We start from the raw sequence: 24,842 nt of genomic DNA on the forward strand, positions 1-24,842 counted from the left end.
CTTCGTTCTTGCGTTTCCGACTCTATCAGATCTTTCCGATCCGATTTCCTCGGTGCTTTCCGGTCCCGATTTGTTTTTCTCGGGGCCTTCCGGCGCATTCCGACTTTATCAGATTCATTTCCGCCGACCTAATCGGTGGCTTCGTGATTCGGATAAGGAATCGGAGTGGCTCCACCGTCGGAGAATTCCGACTGGAGCGAGACAGAGTCTATCGCGTCAGCCCCGAGCTTGTCCAGCTCCAGGCAACCGTTTGAATCTACCTCCCCACGCCAGCCGTGTCAACGGTTTTTGCGGGCGAAGAGGAGACTAGCAGGTCAGCGGGGTGCTCTGCACATCGGTGACGTGGGATGCGTCAGGCGGCCGTCGGCAGTTCGGCGCTTCGGTCCGCTTCCTCGACGTCGCCCGTGTCCCCGGCCCGGGCGGCTCGCCCGCCGAGTACATAGACGTACGCGAGAAATGCCAGCTCAGCGGCGATTCCGATGGCGATACGGGCCCAGGTCGGCAGACCGGACGGAGTCACGAAGCCCTCGATCAGGCCCGAGACGAAAAGGACCAGGGCAAGGCCGATGGCCATGCCGATCGCCGCACGGCCCTGCTGGGCGAGGGCCGCTCGGCGGGTGGTGGGGCCCGGGTCGATCAGGGTCCAGCCGAGGCGGAGGCCCGTACCGGCGGCGACGAAGACCGCGGTCAGTTCCAGGAGGCCGTGCGGCAGGACCAGGCCGAGGAACACGTCGAGGCGGCCCGCGCCGGCCATCAGGCCTATGCCGACGCCGAGGTTCAGCATGTTGAGGAAGAGGATGTAGAGCACCGGGATGCCGAGGAACGCGCCGAGGACCAGGCAGGTGGCGGCGGCCTGGGCGTTGTTCGTCCAGACCTGGGCCGCGAAGGACGCCGCCGGGTGGCTGGAGTAGTACGTCTCGTACTGTCCGCCGGGGCGGGTCATCTCGCGCAGCTCGGCCGGGGCGCCGATCGCGGCCTGCACCTCGGGGTGCGTGCCGATCCACCAGCCGATGAGGGCCGCGAGCAGGGTCGAGACGAGTGCCGTGGGCACCCACCAGTGGCGGGAGCGGTAGACCGCGGCCGGGAAGCCCGTCGTCAGGAAGGTGACCGCGTCGCGCCAGGAGGCGCGGCGGGTGCCGGTGACCGTGGCGCGGGCACGGGCCACGAGCTGGGTGAGCCGGGCCGTGAGCAACGGGTCGGGGGTGCTGGTCTGGATCAGCGAGAGGTGGGTGGACGTGCGCTGGTAGAGGGCGACGAGTTCGTCGGCCTCGGCGCCGCCGAGGCGGCGGCCCCGGCGCAGGAGGTGATCGAGGCGGTCCCACTCGGCTCGGTGTGCGGTGACGAAGACGTCGAGGTCCATGATCGGCTGCTGCTCCAGGCACTGGGTGCGTACGGTCCGTACTACTGCGGCGCGCTGCGGGTCAGCTTGGCAGACTGGCGTTCGGACGGGGTTCGGCAGGTCGACGAAGGGCGGGCGGCGTGAGCGGGGTCGTGACGGGGGATGCCGTCGTACTGGGGTTGCAGCCGGCACGGCTGCCGAGCCGGGCGCTGGCCCTGCTCATCGACCTCGTCGTGATCTGGGTGGCGTACCTGCTGATCAGCCTGGGTCTCGCGCTGGCGACGGCATCGCTGGACGAGGCCGCCGCGATGGCGATATCGATCGTGTCCTTCCTGCTGGTCCTCGTCGGGGCGCCGATAGCCGTGGAGACGCTGTCGCACGGGCGGTCGCTGGGGAAGCTGGCCTGCGGGCTGCGGGTCGTGCGGGACGACGGCGGGCCGATCCGGTTCCGGCACGCGTTGATGCGCGGGGCGATGGGGGTCGTGGAGATCCTGATGACCTTCGGGATCGTCGCCTGCATCGCCTCGCTGGTCTCCGAGCGCGGGCGGCGGATCGGCGATGTCTTCGCGGGGACGCTGGTGGTCCGGGAGCGGATCGCCTCCGCGCCGAACACCGCGGTGCCGCCGCCCCCGCCGTGGCTCGTCGGCCGGTTCGCCGGGCTCGACCTGTCCGCCGTGCCGGACGCGCTGTGGCTGGAGATACGTCAGTACCTGACGCGGATGACGCAGCTGGACCCCGCGATCGGGCGGCAGCTCGCGGAGCGGCTCGCCGACGAGCTCGTGGCGCGGACCGGGACGCCTCCGCCGCCGGGGGTGCCGGCGGCCGCGTTCCTGGCCGGTGTCGTCGCCGAGCGGCAGGCGCGGGACGCCCGGCGGGCGTTCGCGCCGACGACGCGGGGGGAGGGGGCGGCGTACGGCTCGGGGCCGGGGTACGGCCCGTACCCGGGGGCTCCTGCTCCGGGTGCGGTTCCGACTTCTGCCCAGGCCCCGGGCGCGGTTCCGGCTTCTGCCCAGGCTCCGGCTCCGGCCGCTGTCCCCGCTCCCCCGCCCGTCTCGTCGCGGCCCGCCTCTCCGGCGCCCGCCGCTGCCCCTCCCGCCCCGCCCGCCACCGGGTTCGCGCCTCCGGCCTGAGGCCGGGAGGTCGTCAGAAGACCGACGGCGGGGTGTCCAGGTCCTCGAGCTCGATGCCGGGGGCCGAGAGGACTACGTCGCCGGCCAGGTGGACGGTGTACCGCTCCCCCGTGTCGAGGGTGCTGACCTGGTACTCGTCCACGGTCAGGGGGCCGTTGTCAGTGGCGTGCGCTTCACTCTTCAGCAGGGCCCAGGACTGGTCGACCGTCAGGGGGGCGAGCACGGGATCCGTGAAGGCGACGAGCCGGACGCGGGTCTCGGGGGAATCGGGGGTGAGCCGCAGGAGCCGGGAGATCGCGACGAGGAACGCCGGGGACGTGCCGGTGAAGGCGTGGGCGCGCACATTGCCTTCGGTGGCGTGGGTTCCGGTGGGGTCGGTGCGGACCCAGGTGACGCCGTCGATGGCGGCGCCGCGTACCTGCCAGTCCGCGGAGTGCAGTTCGAGCCGGATGGGGCGGCCCAGTTCGTCGATGGCCAGGTCGACGGAGCCGGCGGGGTCGCCGGAGGGGGTGGTGGTCCGTGAGACGTAGCGCCAGCCGGACGGGCCGGGCGCGCAGCTGAAGTGCTCTTCACCGAGGGGGGTGTGATCGTGCGGGTCATGGAGCGAATAACGGCCGCGGGGCATGGGTCCTCGGAGTGCTTCCTGGAGCGGTGAGCCGGTGGAGACGAGGCAGGCCCCCGACACGGGGGTGCGGGGGCCTGCCTGCTGTTCTACGGGTGTGCCGGGCGCCCGGGCGTCAGTGCACGGGCGCCCGGTGCCGGTACATCAGTAGCGGTAGTGGTCCGGCTTGTACGGGCCCTCGACCTGGACGCCGATGTACGAGGCCTGCTCCGGACGGAGGGTCGTGAGCTTGACGCCCAGGGCGGCCAAGTGGAGGCGCGCGACCTTCTCGTCCAGGTGCTTCGGGAGCACGTAGACGTCGGTCGGGTACTCCTCCGGCTTGGTGAAGAGCTCGATCTGGGCCAGGGTCTGGTCCGCGAAGGAGTTCGACATCACGAAGGAGGGGTGGCCGGTCGCGTTGCCCAGGTTGAGCAGGCGGCCCTCGGACAGCACGATCAGGACCTTGCCGTCGGGGAAGGTCCAGGTGTGGACCTGCGGCTTGACCTCGTCCTTGACGATGCCGTCGATCTTGGCCAGACCGGCCATGTCGATCTCGTTGTCGAAGTGGCCGATGTTGCCGACGATGGCCTGGTGCTTCATCTTGGCCATGTCGGCGGCCATGATGATGTCCTTGTTGCCGGTCGTGGTGATGAAGATGTCGGCCGTCTCGACGACGTCGTCCAGGGTCGCGACCTGGTAGCCGTCCATCGCGGCCTGGAGGGCGCAGATGGGGTCGATCTCGGTGACGATGACGCGGGCGCCCTGGCCGCGGAGGGACTCGGCGCAGCCCTTGCCGACGTCGCCGTAGCCGAAGACGACGGCGGTCTTGCCGCCGATGAGGACGTCGGTGGCACGGTTGATGCCGTCGATCAGGGAGTGGCGGCAGCCGTACTTGTTGTCGAACTTCGACTTCGTCACGGCGTCGTTCACGTTGATCGCCGGGAAGAGCAGGGAGCCGGCCTGCTGCATCTCGTAGAGGCGGTGGACACCGGTGGTGGTCTCCTCCGTCACGCCGCGGATCTCCGAGGCGAGCTGGGTCCACTTCTGCGGGCTCTCGCCCAGGGTGCGGTTGAGGAGGGTCAGGATGTACCCGTACTCCTCGCTGTCCGCGGTGGACGGGTCCGGGGCGGAGCCGGCCTTCTCGAACTCGACGCCCTTGTGGACGAGGAGGGTGGCGTCACCGCCGTCGTCCAGGATCATGTTCGGGCCGCCGGTGGGCGTGTTCGGCCAGGTGAGGGCCTGCTCGGTGCACCACCAGTACTCCTCCAGGGTCTCGCCCTTCCAGGCGAAGACCGGGACGCCCTGCGGGTTCTCCGGGGTGCCGTTCGGGCCGACGGCGATGGCCGCGGCGGCGTGGTCCTGGGTGGAGAAGATGTTGCAGGAGGCCCAGCGGACCTCGGCGCCGAGGGCGACCAGGGTCTCGATGAGGACGGCGGTCTGCACGGTCATGTGCAGGGAGCCGGTGATCCGGGCGCCGGCGAGCGGCTGCTGCTCGGCGTACTCGCGGCGGATCGACATCAGACCGGGCATCTCGTGCTCGGCGAGGGTGATCTCCTTGCGGCCGAAGGTGGCCAGGGAGAGGTCGGCGACCTTGAAGTCCTGCTTGGCGACAGTCGTCATGACTGGAGCTGCTCCTCGTGGATTCGGGTTCGAGGGTTCGAGTGGGCACCTGGCACCGCGGTGATGGCCACGCGGGCATAGGAATGCCCGGGTTGCTCCCGTGGTGCAGTCGTCGGAGGCCCTCTCTCCCTCGGCCGGTCCATGCTCGGACCGCCCGACCGCCATCAGCAGCGACGTCTGGCTGGTCACGAATCTACACCGATCGGCGCAGTGACCCACAGTCCACCCCGGTCCGGGATTCGGCTGGATCCGGCCTCGACAAAGGGTCCAGAGACCCGTGCATTCAGGGCCTTATGGACTTATGACACCGCTTCGGGGCGGGAGACGATGCTCGGGAATCCGGAGCGATGACGTCCGGACGGGCAAGAGGAGAAGCACGTGAGGAAGAGCTCGTGACCGGTTCGGCGGGTGGGCGGCGGAAGCGGAGGCTGCTCGCGGTGACCGCGTGTCCGACGGGTATCGCCCACACCTACATGGCGGCCGAGAAGCTGGCGCAGGCCGCCGAGGCGCTCGGGGTGGAGATCAAGGTGGAGACCCAGGGCTCCATCGGGGCCGAGAACGTTCTCTCCGACAACGATGTCAGAGAGGCCGACGGGATCATCATCGCCGCCGACAAGGACGTGGACCGCAGCCGGTTCGCCGGCAAGCGGGTGCTCGCGGTCGGGGTGGCCGAGGGCATCCACCACCCCGAGCGGCTCATCGAGCAGGTGAGCGGCGCGCCCGTGCAGGGCGGCGGCGGGAGCGGCGGAGCGGCCGGCCCGGCGGGCGGCGCCGGGGGCACGGGCGGGAGCGGCGGGAGCGGCGGGGGCGGCGGCACCGGGGGCGGTGGTGGGGCCGGGGGCGGCAAGGAGCGGAGTCTCGCGTACAAGGCGCTGATGAACGGCGTCTCGTACATGATCCCGTTCGTCGTCGTCGGCGGGCTGCTGATCGCGATCTCGCTCGCGCTCGGCGGCCACGCGACCCCCGAGGGCCTGGTCATCCCGAAGGACTCCTTCTGGATGGACGTCAACAACATCGGGGTCATCGGCTTCAAGTTGATGGTGCCGATCCTGTCCGGGTACATCGCGTACGCCATCGGGGACCGGCCCGCGCTGGTGCCCGGCATGATCGGCGGCTGGATCGCCAACGACGGTTCGCTCTACCACTCCGAGGCGGGCGCGGGCTTCATCGGCGCCATCGTGACCGGCTTCCTCGCCGGCTATCTGGTGCTGTGGATCAAGAAGGTCCGGGTGCCGAACCTCGTCCGGCCGATCATGCCGATCATCGTGATCCCGATCGTCGCCACGACGGCGCTCGGGCTGTTCTTCATCTACGTGATCGGGCAGCCCATCTCCTGGGTGTTCGAGCATCTGACGAGCTGGCTCGGCGGGATGACCGGCACCAGCGCGATCCTGCTGGGGGCGATCCTCGGTCTGATGATCGCGTTCGACATGGGCGGGCCGGTCAACAAGACCGCGTTCCTCTTCGGCGCCGGGCTCATCGCCACCGGCAACCAGACCGTCATGGGCATGTGCGCCGCCGCCATCCCCGTGATGCCGCTCGGCCAGGGCCTCGCGACGCTGATCCGCCGCAAGCTCTACACCGAGCAAGAGCGGGAGACCGGCATGGCCTCGCTCTTCATGGGGCTCTTCGGCATCTCGGAGGGCGCGATCCCGTTCGCCGCCGCCCGGCCCGCGCAGGTGATCCCCGCGAACATGCTGGGCGGTGCCGTCGCCGGTGCGCTCGCCGGTCTCGCCGGGGTGACGGACGCCGTGCCGCACGGCGGTCCGATCGTCGCCGTGCTGGGCGCGGTCGGCGGGGTGCCGATGTTCTTCCTCGCGGTCGCGGTCGGAACGGTCGTCACCGCGCTCACCACCAACGCGCTCATCGAGATCCGCGAGCGGCGCGGCCGGGCCGCCCTCGTGCCGGCCGGTGTGCCCGTGGCCGCGGGCGTGGGCGCCGGCGTGGGCGTGGGCGGGCCCGTGCCTCAGGCCGAGCCCGCGCTCGCCGGGGCGGCGGCCGGCACCGGCACCCGGGCCGGGGTGGGCGCCGCGCCCCTTCCCGTACCGCCGGGTGACGGGGGTGAGGTGCTGTCCGGGTATCTGACCGGGGAGACCGTGAAGGTACGGCTCGATGCCGGCCACAAGGACGCGGCGATCCGCGAGATGGCGGGGCTGCTCGCGCGTACCGGCAAGGTCGCCGACCTCGACGGGCTGGTCAGGACCGCGTTCGCGCGGGAGGACCAGGGCACGACCGGGCTCGGCGAGGAGATCGCCATCCCGCACGCCAAGACGGACGCGGTCACCGCGCCGGTGGTCGGCTTCGCCCGGTCGCCGGAGGGCGTGGAGTGGGGCTCGCTCGACGGGACGAAGGCCCGGCTGATCTTCATGATCGCGGTGCCGGAGGCCGCCGCCGGGGACGAGCACCTGCGGATCCTCGCGCTGCTCTCCCGGAGGCTGATGGACGCGCACTTCCGCGAGCGGCTGCTCGAAGCGCCCGACGAGGCGGGGATCCTGCGGCTGCTCGGCGAGATCCGCTAGCCCCGGGCGCCGCCGGACGGCCTTCGCTAGCCCCGGCCTCCGCTAGCCCCGGGCATCGCAAGCCCAGGCTGTCGCGAGCCCCGCACGCGAGGAGGCCCCGGACCTGTCGTCAGGTCCGGGGCCTCCTCGTATGACGTGCGTAGGGCGGGCCCGGTGGGGCGGGCGTACGGCGGGCCGTCAGGCGTTCTTGGCCGTGGCCGCCCTCTCGCTGTAGATGTCCGGCTCCAGGTAGATGACCCGGGCGATCGGAACGGCGGCGCGGATGCGTGCCTCGGCCGCGTTGATCGCCTCGGCGACCTCGGTGGCGGTGTCGCCGCTCTGGACGCCGATCTTGGCCGCGACGAGCAGCTCCTCGGGGCCGAGGTGGAGCGTGCGCATGTGGATGAGGTGGGTGACGTCGTCGCCGGCGACGATCGCCGCCTCGATCTTCTGCACCTCTTCGATGCCGGCGGACTCGCCGAGCAGCAGCGACTTGGTCTCGGCGGCCAGGATGATCGCGATGGCGACGAGCAGCACACCGATGCAGACGGTGCCGATGCCGTCCCAGACGCCGTTGCCGGTCAGCAGGGCCAGGCCGACGCCGCCGAGGGCGAGCACGAGACCGATGAGGGCGCCGAGGTCCTCCAGGAGGACGACGGGCAGCTCGGGGGCCTTCGCCCGGCGCACGAAGTCCTTCCAGGACAGGTTGCCGCGGAGCTGGTTCGACTCCTTGATCGCGGTCCGGAAGGAGAAGGACTCGGCGACGATCGCGAAGAGGAGGACACCGACCGGCCAGTACCAGGCCTCGATCGGGTGCGGGTGCTTGATCTTCTCGTAGCCCTCGTAGATGGCGAACATGCCACCGACGGAGAAGAGCACGATGGAGACGAGGAAGGCGTAGATGTACCGCTCGCGGCCGTAGCCGAAGGGGTGCTGCGGGGTGGCCTCGCGCTGGGCGCGCTTGCCGCCGAGGAGGAGCAGGCCCTGGTTGCCGGAGTCGGCCAGCGAGTGGACGGCTTCGGCGAGCATCGAGGACGAACCACTGAAGAGGAACGCCACGAACTTGGCTACGGCGATCGCGAGGTTGGCGGCGAGCGCCGCCACGATCGCCTTGGTTCCGCCTGACGCGCTCATGGGTCTACGTGTTCCCTTCGTCGGTGCTACGGCCTGCGGCCCTGCTGCCCTACTGCCGTCGTTCGGCCGGTCATTCTCGCATCAGGCCACGACGGTGGCGCGGAAGAGCGTTCCCGTACCGGACAGTTCGGTCGATTCGCCCGCCGGTACGAACACCGATTCTCCGGGCGAGAGCGGCGTCCCGGCCACGACGGGGCGGCCCGCGGTGGCGAGCAGGATCTGCGGGGTGGGGGCGGTGAGGCCGACGGGGGCGGCGCCCTCGGGGCGTACGAAACGGGAGAGGCGGAACTCGTCGATGGGGGTGTCGTAGACCTCCTCCCCCGCCGGGGACGCCTCCGGGCGCAGGATGCCCGGGTCCATCGGCTCGAAGCGGACCACCCGAAGGAGTTCGGGGACGTCGACGTGCTTGGGGGTGAGGCCGCAGCGCAGCACGTTGTCGGAGTTGGCCATGATCTCGACGCCGAGCCCGTCGAGGTACGCGTGCGGCACCCCGGCGCCGAGGAACAGGGCCTCGCCGGGCTGGAGGGTGACCGGGTTGAGCAGCATCGCCGCGAGGACACCGGGGTCGTTCGGGTAGTGATGGGCGATCTGGGCGTACGCGGCGTGCGCGCCGCCCAGGCGCCCCGCGGCGGCGGCCGTCTCGGCGACCGTGTGCGCCATCTCCTCGCGGTCGGCGGTGAGGAGCGCCGTCAGGACCTCGCGCAGCGCGGCCTCCACCGGGTGGGCGTGGAGGAGGTCGACGTACGGCTTGAGGGAGTCCACGCCGAGCGCGGCGATCGTGTCGGCGGCCTCGACGGGGTCGCGGAAGCCGCACAGGCCGTGGAACGGCGTGAGCGCGCAGATGAGTTCGGGCTTGTGGTTGGCGTCCTTGTAGTTGCGGTGCGGCGCGTCCAGCGGGATGCCCGCGGCCTCCTCGGCGGCGAAGCCCTCGCGCGCCTGGGCGAGGTCGGGGTGGACCTGGAGGGAGAGCGGGGCGCCCGCGGCGAGGATCTTGAACAGGAAGGGGAGGGCCGGACCGAACTTCTCGACGGCCGCCGGGCCGAGTTCGCGTACGGGATCGGCGGCGATGACCTCGTTCAGGGGACCGCGGCCGGTGCGGGACGGGGCGCCGGGGTGGGCGCCCATCCACATCTCGGCCTGGGGCTCGCCGGTGGGGGTGGTACCGAGCAGCTCCGGGATGGCCGTCGTGGAACCCCAGGCGTAGGGGCGGACGGTGTTGGCGAGGCGGTCCATGGGGCTTCCAGCTCTTTTCAGTGCGGTGGGTGCGGGATGGACGTGGGGGCCGTGGGGGCTGCGGGGCGGTGTCAGGGCGTCACGGGGCCGCGGGCCCGCTCCTTCGGAGGCGGGTCCGCGGCGTGCGACGTGGGGGCCGTGCGGGTGCGAGGGGTCGGGGGGCATGGGGCCGGGGCGGTTTCAGCGGGGAGACAGGCCCGCGGAGGCGAGGGAGAGGTACACGGCGGCGAAGTCCGTCACGGCGAGGAGCTCGGCGAGGGCCTCCAGCGCGGTGCCCTCGTCCGGTTCGACCTCGCTGATGGCCGTGCCGTGGGAGAGGACGAGCTCGCGGGCGGCCGGGGCCGCGCTGAGGGCGCCGGTCTCGGGGTCCACGGGGCTTTCGGGGCCGGTGGGGCCGGTGGGGCCCTCGGGGTCGGTGCTGCCGGTCCGGCCGGTCCAGCCGCCGCGGCCGGTCAGGCCGGTCGGGCCGGGGCCTTCGGGGCGTGCGCCGTCCGCCGGGGCGGCCTCGTTCGCCTGGGCCCTGCCCGTGGCGCGGTCGCGGAGCAGGACCACCCGGGCGCGCAGGGCCTGCGGCTCGTCGACACGGTCCCGGAAGAAGTCGTCGGGGTCTGCGCCCGCCGCGTAGTCCCCCGCCAGCAGCACGCCGTGCGCCGGCATGGCCTCCGGGAGCTCGGCGGCCAGGGCGGGCAGGCCGGCCAGTTCCGCCAGGACGGCGGCGAACCGGCGCCCGGCCGGGCCCGCGGCCTCGCCCTCGGTCCAGATCAGCGGCAGCGAATCGGCGAGTTCGGCGGCCAGGGTCTTGGCCGGGTTGCCGTACGTCGCGATCGCCGGGCCGCAGCGCTCCGCCGTACGGTCCAGGCGGTCCGCGACCTGCTCCAGCGCCTCCGGCGGGGCCTCGACGAGACCGACACGGTCCAGCAGGGCGAGGAGCGGCGTGAACAGGGCCCACAGCGCACCCGGGCTCGCGGCGAGCGTCTCGCCGTACTCCGGGACGATCTCGTGCGGAGCCATCGCCAGCGGTACGAGGAGGCCGTGGGAGCGGCCGATGGCCTCCGCCAGCGGGGAGGACTTCGGGGCGACGGCCACCACGGTGATGCCGCGGCGGTACGCCTGCTCGGCGAGGAGCGCGAGACCCGGTTCGGAACCGTCCGCCGTCGGGATCAGCAGCAGGTCCACCGAGCCGGACCAGCCGGGCAGGGACCAGCGCAGGGCGCCCGCCGCGGGAGCCACGCCCGTCGGGGCCAGGCGGATCACCGGAGCCGCCGCGCCGGCCAGAGCGCCGACCAGGTCCGCGACGCCCGCGGCGGCGGTGCCGGGGCCCGCGACGAGGACGGCGCGGGGGCGGCCCTCGGGGCGGAGCTCCGCGATGCCGGCCTCGGCGGCGTGCCGGGCGGCGGTCCGTACCCGGGCCCCGGCCTCGGCCGCGCCGCGGAGCAGACCGCGGCGGTCTGCGAGGGCGAGGGCTTCCGGTGCGTCGAGGAGTGACTCGTCGAGCATTTCGCCTCCGGTCGTCGGAGCGGGACCGGCCGTCCGGCCGGCGTGGTCTTCCCTCGGGGTCTTCCCCGTTACGCGGGGCGGCGAGCCTCGTCGACCAGCAGGACCGGGATGCCGTCGCGGACCGGGTACGCGAGACCGCAGTCGGCGGCGGTGCAGACGAGCTCCGGGGTCTCCTCCGCCGTGCGGTCGGCGAGGGGGGCGTGGCAGGCCGGGCAGGCCAGGATCTCCAGGAGGCCGGCTTCGAGCTGCGGCATGTTCGGGTCCCTTCGGGCGGTGGCTGTACGGACGGTCTCGGGCCAGGTCAGCCTACCGCTGGGGGTGGGGGGTGTGCCGCCGCCACGGTGGGGGGTGGGGGTGTCTGGTGGGGGGACGGGGGTGGGCTTGGGGGGGAACTGGGGGAGGCGGGTTTGTTGGGGCGGGGGTTGTCGCGAATGCGCGGCGTTCGGGGGCGGGGGCGGGAGCCTAGGCCCGGCAGGGGGCGCCGTTCCGTTGTGCCCACCCGTTCCGCCCCAGCGGAACGAATGCCCACAACGGGGGGGCCGCGGAGGCTCAGCGGCGGGCGAAGGCCCGGGCCGCGGAGGCTCAGCGGCGGGCGAAGCCCGGGGGGGCGGAGGTCGGGCGGGGCGGGCGAAGGCCGGAGGCACCACGGGGCGAGCGGAGCCCGGGGTGGGGGCCGGGGGCCGGGTGGGCAGGCGGGGGTGGCCGCCTGCCTGCCGGGGTGGGGGTTAGGCCCGTACCAGGGACAGGACCTCTTCGCGGAGCTTCCGCATCGTCGGTTCGTCGCGGGCTTCGATGTTGAGGCGGAGGAGGGGTTCCGTGTTGGAGGCGCGGAGGTTGAACCACCAGTCGGTGGCGGTGACGGTCAGGCCGTCGAGTTCGTCGAGGGTGACGCCGTCCTGCTTCTCGTACGCGGCCTTCACCGCGGCCAGGCGGTCGGCCTGGTCGGCGACGGTGGAGTTGATCTCGCCGGAGGCCGCGTAGCGGTCGTAGGCGGCGACCAGGGAGGAGAGCGGGCCGTCCTGGCCGCCGAGGGCCGCGAGGACGTGGAGGGCGGCGAGCATGCCCGTGTCCGCGTTCCAGAAGTCCTTGAAGTAGTAGTGCGCGGAGTGCTCGCCGCCGAAGACGGCGCCGGTCTTCGCCATCTCCTCCTTGATGAAGGAGTGGCCCACGCGGGTGCGGACGGGCGTGCCGCCGTTCTCGCGGACGACCTCCGGGACGGACCAGGAGGTGATCAGGTTGTGGATGACCGTGCCGCCCGGGTTCTTCGCCAGTTCGCGCGCGGCGACGAGGGCGGTGATCGCCGACGGGGAGACCGGGTCGCCGTTCTCGTCGACGACGAAGCAGCGGTCGGCGTCGCCGTCGAAGGCGAGGCCGAGGTCGGCGCCCTCGGCGCGGACCCGGGCCTGGAGGTCGACGATGTTCTTCGGGTCGAGCGGGTTGGCCTCGTGGTTCGGGAAGGTGCCGTCGAGCTCGAAGTACATCGGGACGACGTCCAGCGGCAGGCCGTCGAAGACGGTGGGCACGGTGTGGCCGCCCATGCCGTTGCCCGCGTCCACCACGACCTTCAGGGGCCGGATGGCGGAGAGGTCGACGAGGGAGAGGAGGTGGGCCGCGTAGTCCGTGAGGGTCTCGCGGTTCGTCACCGTGCCCTCGGTGGCGGACGGGGCCGGGGCGCCCTGCTCCGACCAGCGCTCCACCAGCTCCCGGATCTCGCCGAGGCCGGTGTCCTGGCCGACCGGGGCGGCGCCCGCGCGGCACAGCTTGATGCCGTTGTACTGGGCCGGGTTGTGCGAGGCGGTGAACATCGCGCCCGGCAGGTTCAGCGCCCCGGACGCGTAGTACAGCTGGTCCGTGGAGCAGAGGCCGATCAGGGTCACGTCCGCGCCCAGGCGGGCCGCGCCGCGGGCGAACGCGGCGGAGAGGCCCGGCGAGGAGGGGCGCATGTCGTGGCCGATGACGATCGCGTCGGCGTCCGTCACCTGGACGAAGGCCGCTCCGAAGAGCTCGGCGAGCACCTCGTCCCACTGATCCGGCACTACCCCGCGGACGTCGTACGCCTTCACGATCTGCGACAGGTCAGCAGCCACGGATCAACCCTCCTGAAGTCTCGGCACCACGTACGCGCGGAATGCGGCGCGCGTACGGAACGCCCAAACTACCCGGGAAGGGGGCTTGATCAGTTCTCGGGGGAGCGCAGCACCCGGAGGTGACCCCGACGGCCGACCTCCATGGGGTCGCCGCCGCGTCCGCCGCCCTTGCCGCCGGCCTCGGCCGCGCGCTCCTGGGGGCGGGCCGCCTCGCGCACGGCGTTGGCGAGCGCTTCGAGGTCGTCGCCGCTGGGGCGGGCGGGGGCGGAGCCGTCGGTGAGCCGCACGACCTCCCAGCCGCGCGGGGCGGTGAGGCGTTCGCTGTGCTCGGCGCACAGGTCGTAGCAGTGGGGCTCGGCGTAGGTGGCGAGCGGGCCGAGGACCGCAGTCGAGTCGGCATAGACGTACGTCAGTGTCGCGACGGCAGGGCGGCCGCACGCGGTGCGCGAACAGCGACGTACAGGGCTCACGACGTTGGACGGTACCGCACTCTTGAGCGGGCCGCGACGACTCTCCCCCAGGTCACTCCACCGTGTCGCGGTGTGACGTCCGCCACGTGACCGGTACGGACAGGCGCTCCGACCTGCGGGAGGGGCCCCGCACGGGCGCGGCGGCAGGTCGCGATCCGGACATTCGGGGGTTCCGATTCGGTCAGGCACCGCCGGATGGCCGATCCCGGGAGCACCGGAAAACGAGCGCCCGCATGGCCGGAACGCTCAGCCGCCGACAGGGCCGGCGGGCCGGACGGTGCCACGGAACGCTCAAGGAAAGGTCCCGGAACACGGGAGAGAGTTACGCTGCGTCAGTGACCCACTCCCCCGACCACGCTGCCGACGCCGACCACGCCGACGACACCGAGGGCGCGAGCCGTCCCGCGCCGCGTGTGCGACGCCGTGACCGGCACGGCCGGGGCATGCGCGGGCCGGTCGCCCCGCCCCAGGTGCCGCTGTCCGCGAGCCGGGCCGACACCTTCCGCGATCTGGTGCTGGACTCCGTGGAGCGTCTGGAGCGGCGCTGGCCGCAGCTGGCGGACGTGGAGTTCCTGGTCATGGAGGTGCCGCCGCCGGTCTCGGGCGAGTCCGTCGTGCCGCTGGGCGGCTCGACGGAAGCCGAGAAGGGCGAGCCCGCCCGGGTCGTGGTCTACCGCCGCCCGGTCGAGATCCGCTCCAAGAGCCGCGACGAGCGGGCCCTGCTGGTCCACGAGGTGGTCGTGGAGCAGGTGGCGGACCTCCTCGGGCTCTCCCCCGAGTCCGTCGACCCGCGGTACGGGCAGGACGAGCAGGACTGACGCCAGGTCCGGTGGCCGCGCGTCCCCGAGGGCCCGGGGAGCCCGTACGGGGAATCCGGACGCCCCCGCCACGGCCCTCGGTCAGTCGTCCAGGACCGACAGGTTCTGCCGGGCCACCGGGACCTCCACGCTGCTGCGGTCGTCGTTGAAGGTCTGGATCGTGAACATCGGGATGCCGTCGCGCGGCAGTTCCAGCATGCGCGAGGCGTGCACCGGGCCGCCCGAGACGTGCTCGACGGTGAGCGCGTAGGCGCCCTTGAGGCCCTCGGGGACGGGCGGGGCGAGGGTGGTGGTCGTGCCCGCCTTGAGCGTGAGCATCTTGGTGACCGGGGTGCCGCCCTGCGAGCCCGCGGAGGCGGTGATCCGGACCTCGGCGCCGGCGGCGGGGGCGGTCAGCGAGAGCGTGGAGCCCTTGGCGCGGTTGTCGGCGACGGTCGCGCGGCCCTCGACGGGGGCGGCCGACGGGATGAAGGCGGTCTCCTGCCGCTCGCCCTTGCCGCGCACCACCTGGAGCGCGGCCACCACCGGGGTGGCCTTCTTCGGGTCGGACGGGGTGAGCAGGAGCGAGCCGGGCTCGCCGCGCATGAGGTCCTTCATGTCGATGGCGGCGGTCATCCCCGACTTCACGTGCAGCGAGGACGCGCTGGCCGGGACGATGGTGCCGGTCGGGGTGACGAGCTGGATCTTCAGGTCGGCGTCGTTGTCGCCCGGCGCGTACGCCACGAGCCGCACGGAGGTGGCGTCCCCCGGGATGCCGGGCAGCACGGCGGTGGCGGCCGGGTCGGCGGAGGCGGGCAGCCAGTCGCTGCCCAGCTTGTCGTCGGCCGCGCCGATGACGGCGCCGACGCGTCCGCTGCGGGTGGTCACGTGGACCGTGAGGTCCTGCTGGGCCGGGTCGCCGGTGAGGGTCGGGAGCAGCACCGGGACGGTGGAGTGCGCCGGGACGGGGATGCCCTCGCTGATCAGGGACTTGAGGGCGCCCTCGGGGCCGTACAGCTCGATGTCGGCGACGGCGGCGCTGTCGTCGGGGTTGGTGAGGTGGACGTAGTCCTGGCGCTGCTTCGCGGTGGAGGCGGCCGGGAACCAGAAGTCGGTGTCCGGGGCGGTGCAGCCGGTGCCGAGCAGGCCGCGGGCGCCGCCGGCGGGGTTCACCGTGGTCTGCTGGACGGTCCAGCCGGGGGCGAGGGTTCCGTTGGCGGTGCCGGTCAGGGCGGGGGCGGTGGCGCCGTCGGCCTCGGCGGTGACGGGGGCGCCGGGCTTGGTGACGGTCGCGGGGGCCTTGGCCGCCTTGGGCTTCTTGGCCGGGGCCTCGCCGGGGACGGCGGCGACGGCGGCCGGCTTCAGCTCGGCCCGCACCGTCGGGGCGCCGCCCGTCTCGCTGGTCCGGCCCTTGCCGGTGCCGAGCGGGGTGTACGAGGTGTACGTGGTCTCGGCCACCTCCGACCGGCTGGGCGCCGGGCAGAGCAGGCTGGAGCGCTCCACCGGCAGCCGGGTGGACGCCTGGGCGGTCGGGGCCGCGGCGCCGTCGGGGGCGGTCAGGGAGGCGACGCCGGTGACGGCGGCGAGGGCGGTGGCGACCGCGATCAGGGAGAGGGTGGTGCGCTTCACTGGTTGCTGCTCCCGTCGGGACGCTGCTGTTGCTCGGGGTCCTGGCCCTGCCGGTTCGGGTCGTATCCGTAGCCGTAGGGGTCGTACGTCTGCTCCCCGTACTGGTCCGTGTACGGGTCCCCGTAGGACTGCTGGGGGTACTGCTGGGGGTCGTACTGCTGCGGGTACTGCTGCGCGTACGGGTCGTAGCCCTGCTCCCCGTACTGCTCGCCGTACTGCTGCTGCGGGTACGCGTACTGGCCCTGGCCCTGGCTCTGGCCCTGGCTCTGGTCCGGTGCCGGGTAGTAGCCCTGGTCGTCGGTGTACGGGGCCCGGGGCTGTTCGTAGCCCGGCGCGGGCTGCTGGGCGTACGCCTGCTGCTCGTACGTCTGCTGCGCGGGCACCTGGGCGGGGGGCGCCTCGGGGGCGGGGACGTGGTCCGGGTACGCGGGGGCGTCGGCGCCGGGGTTCCCGGCATCCGTACCGGCCTCGGTACCGGTACCGGCCTCCGCCTCGGCTGCGGCCTCGGCCTCCGCCGCCGCGCGGAGGCGGCGGGCGCGGCGTCCGTCGCCCTCCATCGCCTGTGCGGGGATGGCGACTTCCTCCTCGGGCAGGTCGTCGTCGATGTCGCGGCGGCGGCCGGGCAGGGCCAGCACGAGCAGGACGACGGCGAGGCCCACCTGGGTCCAGATCCACACGGTGTGGGTGAGCGGCTCCTCGAAGGTGAGGTCCAGGCGGCCCGCCTCGGCGGGGAGTTCGAAGCCCTGGGCCCAGCCGTCGACGGTGGTCGGGGTGAGCGGCTTCCCGTCGAGGGTGGCGGTCCAGCCCGCGTCGGCGTGGTCGGCGACGCGCAGGACGCGGCCGGCGGGTCCGGCCGGGAGGTCGGTGTGGGCCTCGACGGGCCCGGCGGCGACGGCGACCGGCTGGGCGCTCTCGGTGGTGGGCGCGCCCTTGGCCCCGGGGACGACGGTGATCCGGGCGACCTCGCGGTCGACCCGCCACAGGGCGCTGCCGTCGAGCTGGCTGAGCCGGGACAGGCCCGGGGTGGCGTCGAGGACGCGGCTCATGGAGCGCGGTGCGCCGTCCCGTACGAGGACGTAGCGGATCGCGAAGCCGCTGAGCTCCTGGGTCTGGTCGGCGCCGGAGCCGGCGACGAGGTGGGCGACGAGCTCGTCGAGGCGCGGGTCGCCGCCGGCGGACGCGGCGAGTTCGGCGTCGCCGAGGCGGGCGCCGGAGCCGCGGACCAGGGTGTAGTCGACGCGGCCGGGCGTGCCGCCGCCGAGGACGAGGGTGCGGGCCTGGTCGCGGGTGCCGCTCTCCTCGGCGACGAAGGCCGGCACCTGGACCGGGTCGCGGCGGGTGAGCGGGCCGTCGGCGCCGCCGATCATCCAGCTCGCGGCGGCGACGACCGGGCCGAGGGCGCAGGCGAGCGCGACGAGCGCGGCGACGGGCTGGCGCCAGCCGAAGCCGTGGGCGGCGACGCGGGTGCGGCCGCCCTCGGCGCCGATCAGGCCGGCGGCGATCAGGGCCGCGCCGTAGACGAGGGTGGCGGGTCCGGCCCAGTGGGTGCCGTCGGTGCCGTTGGTGAGGACGGCGAAGAGGAGTCCGGCGAGGGCGGCGGTCCAGGCGGCGCGCACGGCGAAGGCGCGCTCCTCGCGGAGCAGCGCGCCGAGGGCGGCGAGCACGAGGCCGATGAGGACGAGGCCGCCGGTGGTGCCGGGGCCGCCGGGGCTGGTGCCGAGCAGGTCGAGCGCGGAGGCCGCGCCGGTGGGGACGGCGAGGCCGGCCTCGCGGAGCAGCGTGGCGGGGCTGGTCAGCAGGGAGAGCGACCAGGGGGCCAGGACGAGCAGCGGGGTGCCGACGGCGGCGAGGAAGCGCAGGGCGTACGCGGTGATGTCGGCGCGGCGCAGGACGAGCACGCCGAGGCCGAGGAGGACGGCGAGCGGCCACACGACCGGCGTGAACGCCATGGCGAAGGTGAGCAGGAAGGTGTACGCCCAGGTGGCGCGCCAGCTGCCGCGCTCGCTGCGGCCGAGGCCGTGGGCGGCGACGGCGGCGCGGGCGATGAGCGGGAGCAGGATCGCGAGGACGGCGGTGCCGAGCCGGCCGCCGGCGAGGGCGCCGGTGGCGGCGGGCAGGAAGGCGTAGGCGACGGCGCCCCAGGCGCGGAGCAGCCGGGACTCGACGATGCCCCGGGAGGCGAAGTACGCGGTGCAGCCGGCCAGCGGGACCGAGCAGACGAGCAGCAGGGTCAGGGCGAAGGAGGTCGAGCCGAGGAAGAGCGTCGCGAGCGCGGCCAGGACGGCGAGGTAGGGCGGGGCGCTCTGGGTGCCGCCGCCGCCGATGGCGTGCCAGCCGTCGGCGTAGCGGGACCAGAGTCCGGAGACGGTGTCGGGGGCGGGCAGCAGGGCGCCGCCGGCGAGGGAGCCGCCGCCGAAGAGGCCGCGGCAGGCGACGAGGGAGACGAGGAGCAGGACGGCGAAGAGGACCGGTCCCGGCTTGCCGGCGACCTTCTTCAGGCGCGCGAACTGCTCGACCTCCATGAAGTCGGCGTCGTCGCCGCCCGGGCCCGACTCGACGGCGCCGTGCCGGGAGCCGGCGTCGGCGTCGTCGCCGCCGAAGTGGGAGGTGAGCTGTTCGGCGGCGGCGCGGACGGTGGCGCCGGGCGCCGGGAACAGCGGGCGGAGTTCGCTCGCGGGGACGGCGGGGTTCTTGCGCCGTCTGCGGGCGGCGAGGATCTTCTCGGGGCGCAGCAGGGTGGCGAGCAGGCCCATGATCTCGTCGACGGCCTGGCCGGGCGCCTTGCCGACGAGGTAGCCGAGGGTGCGCAGCACGGTGCCGACGACGAGGCGGGCGAGGACGTACGGCAGGGTGGCGCCGCGGGTGTTGGCCAGCAGGGTGTAGACGGCGCCGGCCTTGTCGACGCGGTGCGGGTCGGCGGCGGTGCGGCCGGCGCAGTCGACGGTGCGGCGTTCGCGGGCGGAGGCCTCGGCGTGCCGCAGGACGGCGTCGGGGGCGACGAGCACGCGGTGGCCGGCGGCGTGGGCGCGCCAGCACAGGTCGACGTCGTCGCGCATGAGGGGCAGGCGCCGGTCGAAGCCTCCGAGCTCCTCGTAGACGTCGCGGCGGACGAGCATGCCGGCGCTGGAGACGGAGAGGACGGAGCGGACCTGGTCGTGCTGGCCCTGGTCCTGCTCGCGGCGGTCGAGGCCGGTCCAGCGGCGTCCGCTGCGGGCGATGGAGACGCCGACTTCGAGGAGCTGCTTCCTGTCGTACCAGCCTCGCAGCTTGGGGCCGATGACGGCGGCGTCCGCGTCGGAGTCGGCGACGCGCAGGAGTTCGGCGAGGGCGCCGGGTTCGGGCGCGCAGTCGTCGTGGAGCAGCCAGAGCCACTGGACGGGCTCGCCGTGCGGGAGTTCGGGCAGCTCGTAGGCCTCGTCCTGCCAGGTCCTGGTGACCGGGTCCCAGCCGCTGGGGCGCTTCAGGTACGGGAGTTCCTCGGGTCCGAGGGCAGGCGCGGTGCGCGCGGCCTCCTCGACGGCGGCGCCGAATCCGGTGCGGCGGGCGAGGTGGAGGACGCGGTCGGCGCCGATCGCGTCGGCGAGGAGCTGCGCGGAGTCGTCGGCGCTGCCGGTGTCGGCGGCGACGACGTTCTGTACGGGGCGCTCCTGGGCGAGCAGCCCGGCGAGGGCGTCCGGCAGCCAGCGGGCGCCGTCGTGGGCGACGAGCACGGCGGTGACGACGTGTCGCGGAAACTCAGGAGTTGAGGACATCGAGCTACGGGCCCTCCGGCCGGGGGTCGCCCGCGAGGGGCGTGGGTGCGGTGCGTCTCGGACGGAGGCCCACACTAACGGCTGGCACGAGAACGGTCCGCCGCCTGTGGACAGAGCACAGGGTGCGGACCGTTCGTTGTGTACGTCTTTGTCTGTGGGATGCGGCTGTGGTCCCGCCGGCTTCCGCGGGCTTCCGCCGGGGCGGCCGTGGTGGTGGCCGGTTCCGGCCGGTTTCAGACGGCGGCCTTCTTGAGGCGGCGGCGCTCGCGCTCGGACAGGCCGCCCCAGATGCCGAAGCGTTCGTCGTTCTGCAGCGCGTATTCGAGGCACTCGGAGCGGACCTCACAGGCGAGGCAGACCTTCTTGGCCTCGCGCGTCGAGCCGCCCTTCTCGGGAAAGAAGGACTCGGGGTCGGTCTGGGCGCACAGCGCGCGCTCCTGCCAGCCGAGTTCCTCTTCCGCGTCCTCGACCAGCAGTTCCTGGAACGTCTCGGTCATGTGCGCCCCTCGTCTGTCTTTGCGTCCCCGTGGTGTGTGGCCGCTACCGATTCCGGCCGAACGACACGAGTGAAATTACAAGTTCGTGCTCTGTGCGAGTCAAGCCGAGATCTGCTATTGGGCCCCGTATTCACTCTGCGGAACCAAGCGTATGCGGAAAGTGTTCAAATCACCAAAAAACGAGACACATACCACCGGCCTGGCCCACTGCCGCGCCTCCACGGAGAAGGACGTCCAGGGCGTGGATCCTGTTGCGATCCAGCCACGGAAGCGATCCGGATCACAGTCTGATCACGGGACCCCCGCCGCGTTTACGGGCACGGTTGCTGCGCCATGTCTCCTGGTCACGCGCTGCACAAACCTTTCTCCGGGCACGGTAACCGGATGAGGTGAAACATTAGCCCTAAATCGGGCATTGAGTTGACAGTCGGGTGCCCCTCCCGCCACTTTGGTGGCATGCCAGCGACCACAGCGCCCTCCGCGACCCACGCCCGTGGGTTCCGCCGCGCTGTCCAGGCGCGCTGTTGCTGTTGCTGTCCCAGCTGTTGACGCGCGCGTCCCCCGCAGCGCTCCGGCACCCTCGCCACGGCCTCCCCGCCGCGGCATCCCCGTCACCTCCGCGTGACCTCCCGTATCGCGACACCCCAGCACTTCTGCCGAGGAACCACCGCACCCATGAACATGGACAGCGACCTTCAGATCGCCGGCGACATCCTTGAGGTCCCGCACCTCCTGCAGCCCGCCCGCGAGCACCCCGCCACCGTGGCCGAGTTCGCCGGTCTCGCCCGTGAGATCGCCGCCGACCGCGCCCTGTGGGCCCCGTACGTCGAGTACGACGCCACCACCCGCTGGTACCACCGGCTCCGCACCGGCCCCGGCTACGAGATCTGGCTGCTCTCCTGGCTGCCCGGACAGGGCAGCGGACTCCACGGCCACGGCGCGTCCTCCGGCGTGCTGACCGTCCTGGAGGGCGACCTGACGGAGCGTACGGAACGCGGCGGACGGAGCCTCGGCGCCGGAGCGCAGCGGGTCTTCGCGCCCGGGTACGTCCACGAGGTCGTCAACGACTCCCTCGAACCCGCCGTCAGCCTGCACGTCTACTACCCCGGCCTCACCGACATGCCGATGCACGAGTCGCTGCGCGCCCGGTGCGCCCCGGTCACCCCGGCCGTCCCCGCGGCCCCTGCGCCCTCGGGAGTCGTACCCGCCTGACAGACTGCTCCGCATGCGCATTGTGGTTCTGGCCGGTGGCATCGGTGGTGCCCGCTTCCTTCGCGGCCTCAAGCAGGCCGCGCCCGACGCGGAGATCACGGTCGTCGGCAACACCGGTGACGACATCCATCTCTTCGGACTCAAGGTCTGCCCCGACCTCGACACCGTGATGTACACCCTCGGCGGTGGCATCAACGAGGAACAGGGCTGGGGCCGCGAGGACGAGTCCTTCGCCGTGAAGGAGGAGCTGGCGGCGTACGGCGTCGGGCCGGAGTGGTTCGGCCTCGGCGACCGGGACTTCGCCACCCACATCGTCCGCACCCAGATGCTGGGCGCCGGCTATCCGCTGAGCGCCGTCACCGAGGCGCTGTGCGCCCGCTGGCGGCCCGGCGTGCGGCTGCTGCCGATGTCCGACGACCGGGTCGAGACGCACGTGGCGATCGACGTGGACGGCGAGCGGCGGGCCGTGCACTTCCAGGAGTACTGGGTGAAGCTGCGCGCCTCCGTGGACGCGCACGCCGTCGTGCCGGTCGGTGCCGAGCAGGCGAAGCCCGCGCCCGGCGTCCTGGAGGCCATCGCCGAGGCCGACGTCATCCTCTTCCCGCCGTCCAACCCGGTCGTGTCCGTCGGCACGATCCTCGCCGTCCCCGGCATCCGCGAGGCCGTCGCCGCCGCGCCCGCGCCGGTGGTCGGCCTCTCCCCCATCGTCGGCGACGCGCCCGTGCGCGGCATGGCCGACAAGGTGCTCGCGGCGGTCGGCGTGGACTCCACGGCCGCGGCCGTCGCACGCCACTACGGCTCCGGGCTCGTCGACGGCTGGCTCGTCGACACGGTCGACGCGGGCACGGTCGCCGACGTCGAGGCGGCGGGCATCCGCTGCCGCGCGGTGCCGCTGATGATGACCGACCTGGACGCGACGGCCGCGATGGCCCGCGAGGCGCTGGCGCTGGCCGCGGAGGTCCGGGGCGGCGACGGGGCCGGGGCGTGACGGGCGGGGCGGACGGTACGCCTCCGGGGGCCGGGCAGGCCGGACCTGCCGGGACCGTCGAGGGTGCCGGGCTCCCCGTCGGTGCCGGGGGCGGCGCGCCCCGGTTCGAGGTGTGGGCGCTCGACGGGCTGCCCGAGGTGGCGGCCGGGGACGACATCGCCAAGCTGATCGCCTCCGTCTCGCCGGGGCTGCTCGACGGGGACGTCCTGATCGTCACCTCGAAGATCGTGAGCAAGGCCGAGGGGCGGGTGATCGCCGCCGACGACCGCGAGGAGGCGATCGACGCCGAGACCGTGCGGGTCGTCGCCCGGCGCGGGGCGCTGCGGATCGTCGAGAACCGGCAGGGGCTCGTCATGGCCGCCGCCGGGGTCGACGCCTCCAACACCCCCGCCGGGACCGTGCTGTTGCTGCCCGAGGACCCGGACGCCTCGGCCCGCCGGATCCGGGCCGGGCTGCGCGAGGCGCTGGGCGTCGACGTGGGTGTCGTCGTCACCGACACCTTCGGGCGCCCCTGGCGCGGCGGGCTCACCGATGTCGCCATCGGCGCCGCCGGGGTGCGCGTCCTGGACGACCTGCGGGGCATCACCGACTCCCACGGCAACGAGCTGAACGTGACCGTGGTCGCCACCGGCGACGAACTCGCCGCCGCGGGCGACCTGGTGAAGGGCAAGGCCTCCGGCCGGCCCGTCGCCGTCGTGCGCGGGCTGCCCCACCTCGTCGCCGGCGACGAGGAGCCGGGCGCCCGGGCGCTGGTGCGGGAGGCCGCCGACGACATGTTCCGGCTCGGCACCTCGGAGGCCGTCCGGGAGGCGGTGACGCTGCGGCGCACCGTACGGGAGTTCACCGACGACCCGGTCGACCCGGGGGCGGTACGGCGGGCCGTCGCCGCGGCCGTCACGGCGCCCGCCCCGCACCACACCACCCCGTGGCGCTTCGTCCTGCTCGAAACGGCCGAGGCACGGCTGCGGCTGCTCGACGCGATGCGGGACGCGTGGATCGCGGACCTGCGGGCCGACGGCAAGTCGGAGGAGTCCATCGCCCGGCGCGTGCGGCGCGGCGACGTGCTGCGGAACGCGCCGTACCTGATCGTGCCCTGTCTCGTCATGGACGGCGCACACCACTACGGGGACCCGCGCCGGGACGCCGCCGAGCGCGAGATGTTCGTCGTCGCGGCGGGCGCGGGCGTGCAGAACCTGCTGGTCGCGCTGGCCGGGGAGCGGCTCGGCTCGGCCTGGGTGTCCTCGACGATGTTCTGCCGGGACGTCGTACGGGAGGTGCTCGGGCTGCCGGAGGGCTGGGACCCGATGGGCGCGGTCGCCGTCGGGCGTCCGGCGGCGCCGCCGAAGGAGCGGCCGGTACGGCAAGTCGGGGCCTTCATCGAGGTGCGCTGAGCGCCGCCCTCACAGGTGCGTGATGCGGCCGGGCGTCATCCGTGGCGCCCGGCGGGGCGGGACCCGGCCGCTGAGCAGCACCAGCCGGGCGGCCCGGTGGCGCTGGCCCTCGTAGGGGGCCAGCAGCTCCAGCATGGCCGCGTCGTCGGCGGTGCGGTCGCCCGCGAGGGCCCAGCCGACGATGCCGGGCAGGTGGAGGTCGCCGGTGGTGACCTCGTCGGGGGCGCCGTTGCTGCGCTGGATCGTCTCCGCGGAGGTCCACGGGCCGATGCCGGGGATCAGTTCGAGGCGGGCGCGGGCCGCCGCCGGGGCCATGGCCGCGGCCTCCTCCATGCGGTGCGCCACGCGGGCCGCGCGCACGATGGTCGCGGAGCGCTTGGGATCGACGTTCGCGCGGTGCCACTCCCAGGACGGGATCGTCGCCCACGTACGGGCGTCGGGCATCGCGTACATGCCGTCCGGGGCGGGGCCCGGGGCGGGCTCGCCGTACTTCCGCACGAGCACGCCCCAGGACCGGTAGGCCTCGTCCGTCGTCACCTTCTGCTCCAGGACCGACGGGATCAGCGACTCCAGCACCAGTCCGGTGCGGGTCAGCCGCAGGCCGCGGCGGGCCCGGTGGGTCGCGGCGAGGAGCCGGTGGCGGGGGACGAAGGCGGCCGGGTCGTCCTCGGCGCCGAGCAGCCCCGGCAGCCGGTCGAGCAGCCACGGGCCGCCGGGCCCCCACGCCTCCGCGCTCGCCGCGCCCGAGTCGAGCCGCACCCGCAGGGTGCCGGCCCCGTCGGGGGTGCGGCTGGCCCGCCAGACGGAGCCGTCCGGGGTGACCCGGAAGGTGGGGTCGGCGGGGCCTCGCCGGAGCGGGCCGAGGGTGAGGCCCAGGTCCAGGGGGGCGTCCTCGGACGCGGGGACGGGGACGTGGCCGCCGCGCACGGTGACGCGGGTGGACGGGGGTGGGAAGCGGCCTGCCATG

General features: G+C 73.6%; 19 protein-coding genes. 6 read left to right on the forward strand and 13 right to left on the reverse strand.

From position 1 onward, the window contains the following. Positions 1-352: 352 nt before the first annotated feature. The gene (locus ACZ3ZE_RS36495) at positions 353-1,360 is read right to left on the reverse strand and encodes a stage II sporulation protein M (RefSeq protein WP_361179993.1); all 1,008 of its coding nucleotides are present in this window, start codon (positions 1,358-1,360) and stop codon (positions 353-355) included. A 119-nt stretch (positions 1,361-1,479) separates the two neighbouring features. On the opposite strand from ACZ3ZE_RS36495, the gene ACZ3ZE_RS36500 reads away from it, so the two are divergent. Next, on the forward strand, positions 1,480-2,469 hold the full coding sequence (locus tag ACZ3ZE_RS36500; protein WP_363293473.1) for an RDD family protein: 990 nt from the start codon (positions 1,480-1,482) through the stop codon (positions 2,467-2,469). Positions 2,470-2,482: 13 nt separating this feature from the next. On the opposite strand, the gene ACZ3ZE_RS36505 is transcribed toward ACZ3ZE_RS36500, so the two are convergent. Continuing rightward, complete coding sequence (locus ACZ3ZE_RS36505; RefSeq protein ID WP_361179988.1) at positions 2,483-3,094, reverse strand: hypothetical protein; 612 nt, start codon at positions 3,092-3,094, stop codon at positions 2,483-2,485. Positions 3,095-3,235: 141 nt separating this feature from the next. Beyond that, positions 3,236-4,690, reverse strand: a complete 1,455-nt coding sequence (ahcY, locus tag ACZ3ZE_RS36510) for an adenosylhomocysteinase (protein ID WP_361179986.1) — start codon at positions 4,688-4,690, stop codon at positions 3,236-3,238. 347 nt (positions 4,691-5,037) lie between these two features. On the opposite strand from ahcY, the gene ACZ3ZE_RS36515 reads away from it, so the two are divergent. After that, positions 5,038-7,209 carry a fructose-specific PTS transporter subunit EIIC gene (locus tag ACZ3ZE_RS36515; RefSeq protein WP_467262134.1) on the forward strand — a complete coding sequence of 724 codons (2,172 nt, stop codon included), beginning with the start codon at positions 5,038-5,040 and terminating at the stop codon, positions 7,207-7,209. A 177-nt stretch (positions 7,210-7,386) separates the two neighbouring features. Here the strand turns inward: ACZ3ZE_RS36515 and ACZ3ZE_RS36520 are convergent, their stop codons facing one another. From ACZ3ZE_RS36520 to ACZ3ZE_RS36545, 6 genes are all read right to left on the reverse strand, one after another. Continuing rightward, on the reverse strand, positions 7,387-8,322 hold the full coding sequence (locus ACZ3ZE_RS36520; RefSeq protein ID WP_361179982.1) for a cation diffusion facilitator family transporter: 936 nt from the start codon (positions 8,320-8,322) through the stop codon (positions 7,387-7,389). A gap of 81 nt (positions 8,323-8,403) precedes the next feature. Continuing rightward, positions 8,404-9,555, reverse strand: a complete 1,152-nt coding sequence (gene manA, locus ACZ3ZE_RS36525) for a mannose-6-phosphate isomerase, class I (protein WP_361629987.1) — start codon at positions 9,553-9,555, stop codon at positions 8,404-8,406. Between the two features lie 180 nt (positions 9,556-9,735). Beyond that, a complete protein-coding gene (locus ACZ3ZE_RS36530; protein WP_467262136.1) occupies positions 9,736-11,052 on the reverse strand; it encodes an SIS domain-containing protein in 1,317 nt (438 codons plus the stop codon). Positions 11,053-11,120: 68 nt separating this feature from the next. Then, a complete protein-coding gene (locus ACZ3ZE_RS36535; protein ID WP_361179976.1) occupies positions 11,121-11,306 on the reverse strand; it encodes a Trm112 family protein in 186 nt (61 codons plus the stop codon). 471 nt (positions 11,307-11,777) lie between these two features. Beyond that, a complete protein-coding gene (locus tag ACZ3ZE_RS36540) occupies positions 11,778-13,139 on the reverse strand; it encodes a phosphomannomutase/phosphoglucomutase (protein ID WP_361179974.1) in 1,362 nt (453 codons plus the stop codon). Positions 13,140-13,228: 89 nt separating this feature from the next. Further along, positions 13,229-13,660 (reverse strand): DUF3499 domain-containing protein, encoded by a 432-nt coding sequence (locus ACZ3ZE_RS36545; RefSeq protein ID WP_123955190.1) that lies wholly within the window; start codon positions 13,658-13,660, stop codon positions 13,229-13,231. 362 nt (positions 13,661-14,022) lie between these two features. On the opposite strand from ACZ3ZE_RS36545, the gene ACZ3ZE_RS36550 reads away from it, so the two are divergent. Further along, entirely contained in the window at positions 14,023-14,427 is a 405-nt protein-coding gene (locus tag ACZ3ZE_RS36550) for a metallopeptidase family protein (RefSeq protein WP_361179998.1), read from the forward strand. An 81-nt stretch (positions 14,428-14,508) separates the two neighbouring features. On the opposite strand, the gene ACZ3ZE_RS36555 is transcribed toward ACZ3ZE_RS36550, so the two are convergent. The 3 genes from ACZ3ZE_RS36555 to ACZ3ZE_RS36565 all read right to left on the reverse strand — a co-directional run bounded on the left by ACZ3ZE_RS36555 (position 14,509) and on the right by ACZ3ZE_RS36565 (position 20,284). Beyond that, entirely contained in the window at positions 14,509-16,035 is a 1,527-nt protein-coding gene (locus tag ACZ3ZE_RS36555; protein ID WP_361179972.1) for a DUF5719 family protein, read from the reverse strand. Further along, positions 16,032-19,787, reverse strand: coding sequence for a glycosyltransferase family 2 protein (locus ACZ3ZE_RS36560; RefSeq protein WP_467262138.1), 3,756 nt, complete (start codon positions 19,785-19,787; stop codon positions 16,032-16,034). Before ACZ3ZE_RS36560 ends, ACZ3ZE_RS36555 begins: the two co-directional genes overlap by 4 nt. A 233-nt stretch (positions 19,788-20,020) precedes the next feature. After that, positions 20,021-20,284 carry a WhiB family transcriptional regulator gene (locus ACZ3ZE_RS36565; protein ID WP_046911872.1) on the reverse strand — a complete coding sequence of 88 codons (264 nt, stop codon included), beginning with the start codon at positions 20,282-20,284 and terminating at the stop codon, positions 20,021-20,023. 675 nt (positions 20,285-20,959) lie between these two features. Here ACZ3ZE_RS36565 and ACZ3ZE_RS36570 point away from each other — a divergent pair. The 3 genes from ACZ3ZE_RS36570 (at position 20,960) to ACZ3ZE_RS36580 (ending at position 23,875) form a co-directional block, all read left to right on the forward strand. Then, the gene (locus ACZ3ZE_RS36570; RefSeq protein ID WP_361179967.1) at positions 20,960-21,496 is read left to right on the forward strand and encodes a cysteine dioxygenase; all 537 of its coding nucleotides are present in this window, start codon (positions 20,960-20,962) and stop codon (positions 21,494-21,496) included. Between the two features lie 13 nt (positions 21,497-21,509). Continuing rightward, complete coding sequence (gene cofD / locus ACZ3ZE_RS36575) at positions 21,510-22,484, forward strand: 2-phospho-L-lactate transferase (protein ID WP_361629978.1); 975 nt, start codon at positions 21,510-21,512, stop codon at positions 22,482-22,484. Positions 22,485-22,594: 110 nt separating this feature from the next. After that, positions 22,595-23,875, forward strand: a complete 1,281-nt coding sequence (locus tag ACZ3ZE_RS36580) for a coenzyme F420-0:L-glutamate ligase (RefSeq protein ID WP_361179996.1) — start codon at positions 22,595-22,597, stop codon at positions 23,873-23,875. 9 nt (positions 23,876-23,884) lie between these two features. On the opposite strand, the gene ACZ3ZE_RS36585 is transcribed toward ACZ3ZE_RS36580, so the two are convergent. Continuing rightward, positions 23,885-24,841, reverse strand: coding sequence for a DNA-3-methyladenine glycosylase family protein (locus tag ACZ3ZE_RS36585; protein ID WP_363293223.1), 957 nt, complete (start codon positions 24,839-24,841; stop codon positions 23,885-23,887). Between the last annotated feature and the right edge of the window lies 1 nt (position 24,842).

The sequence above is a fragment of the Streptomyces sp. NPDC023157 genome, assembly GCF_055560575.1.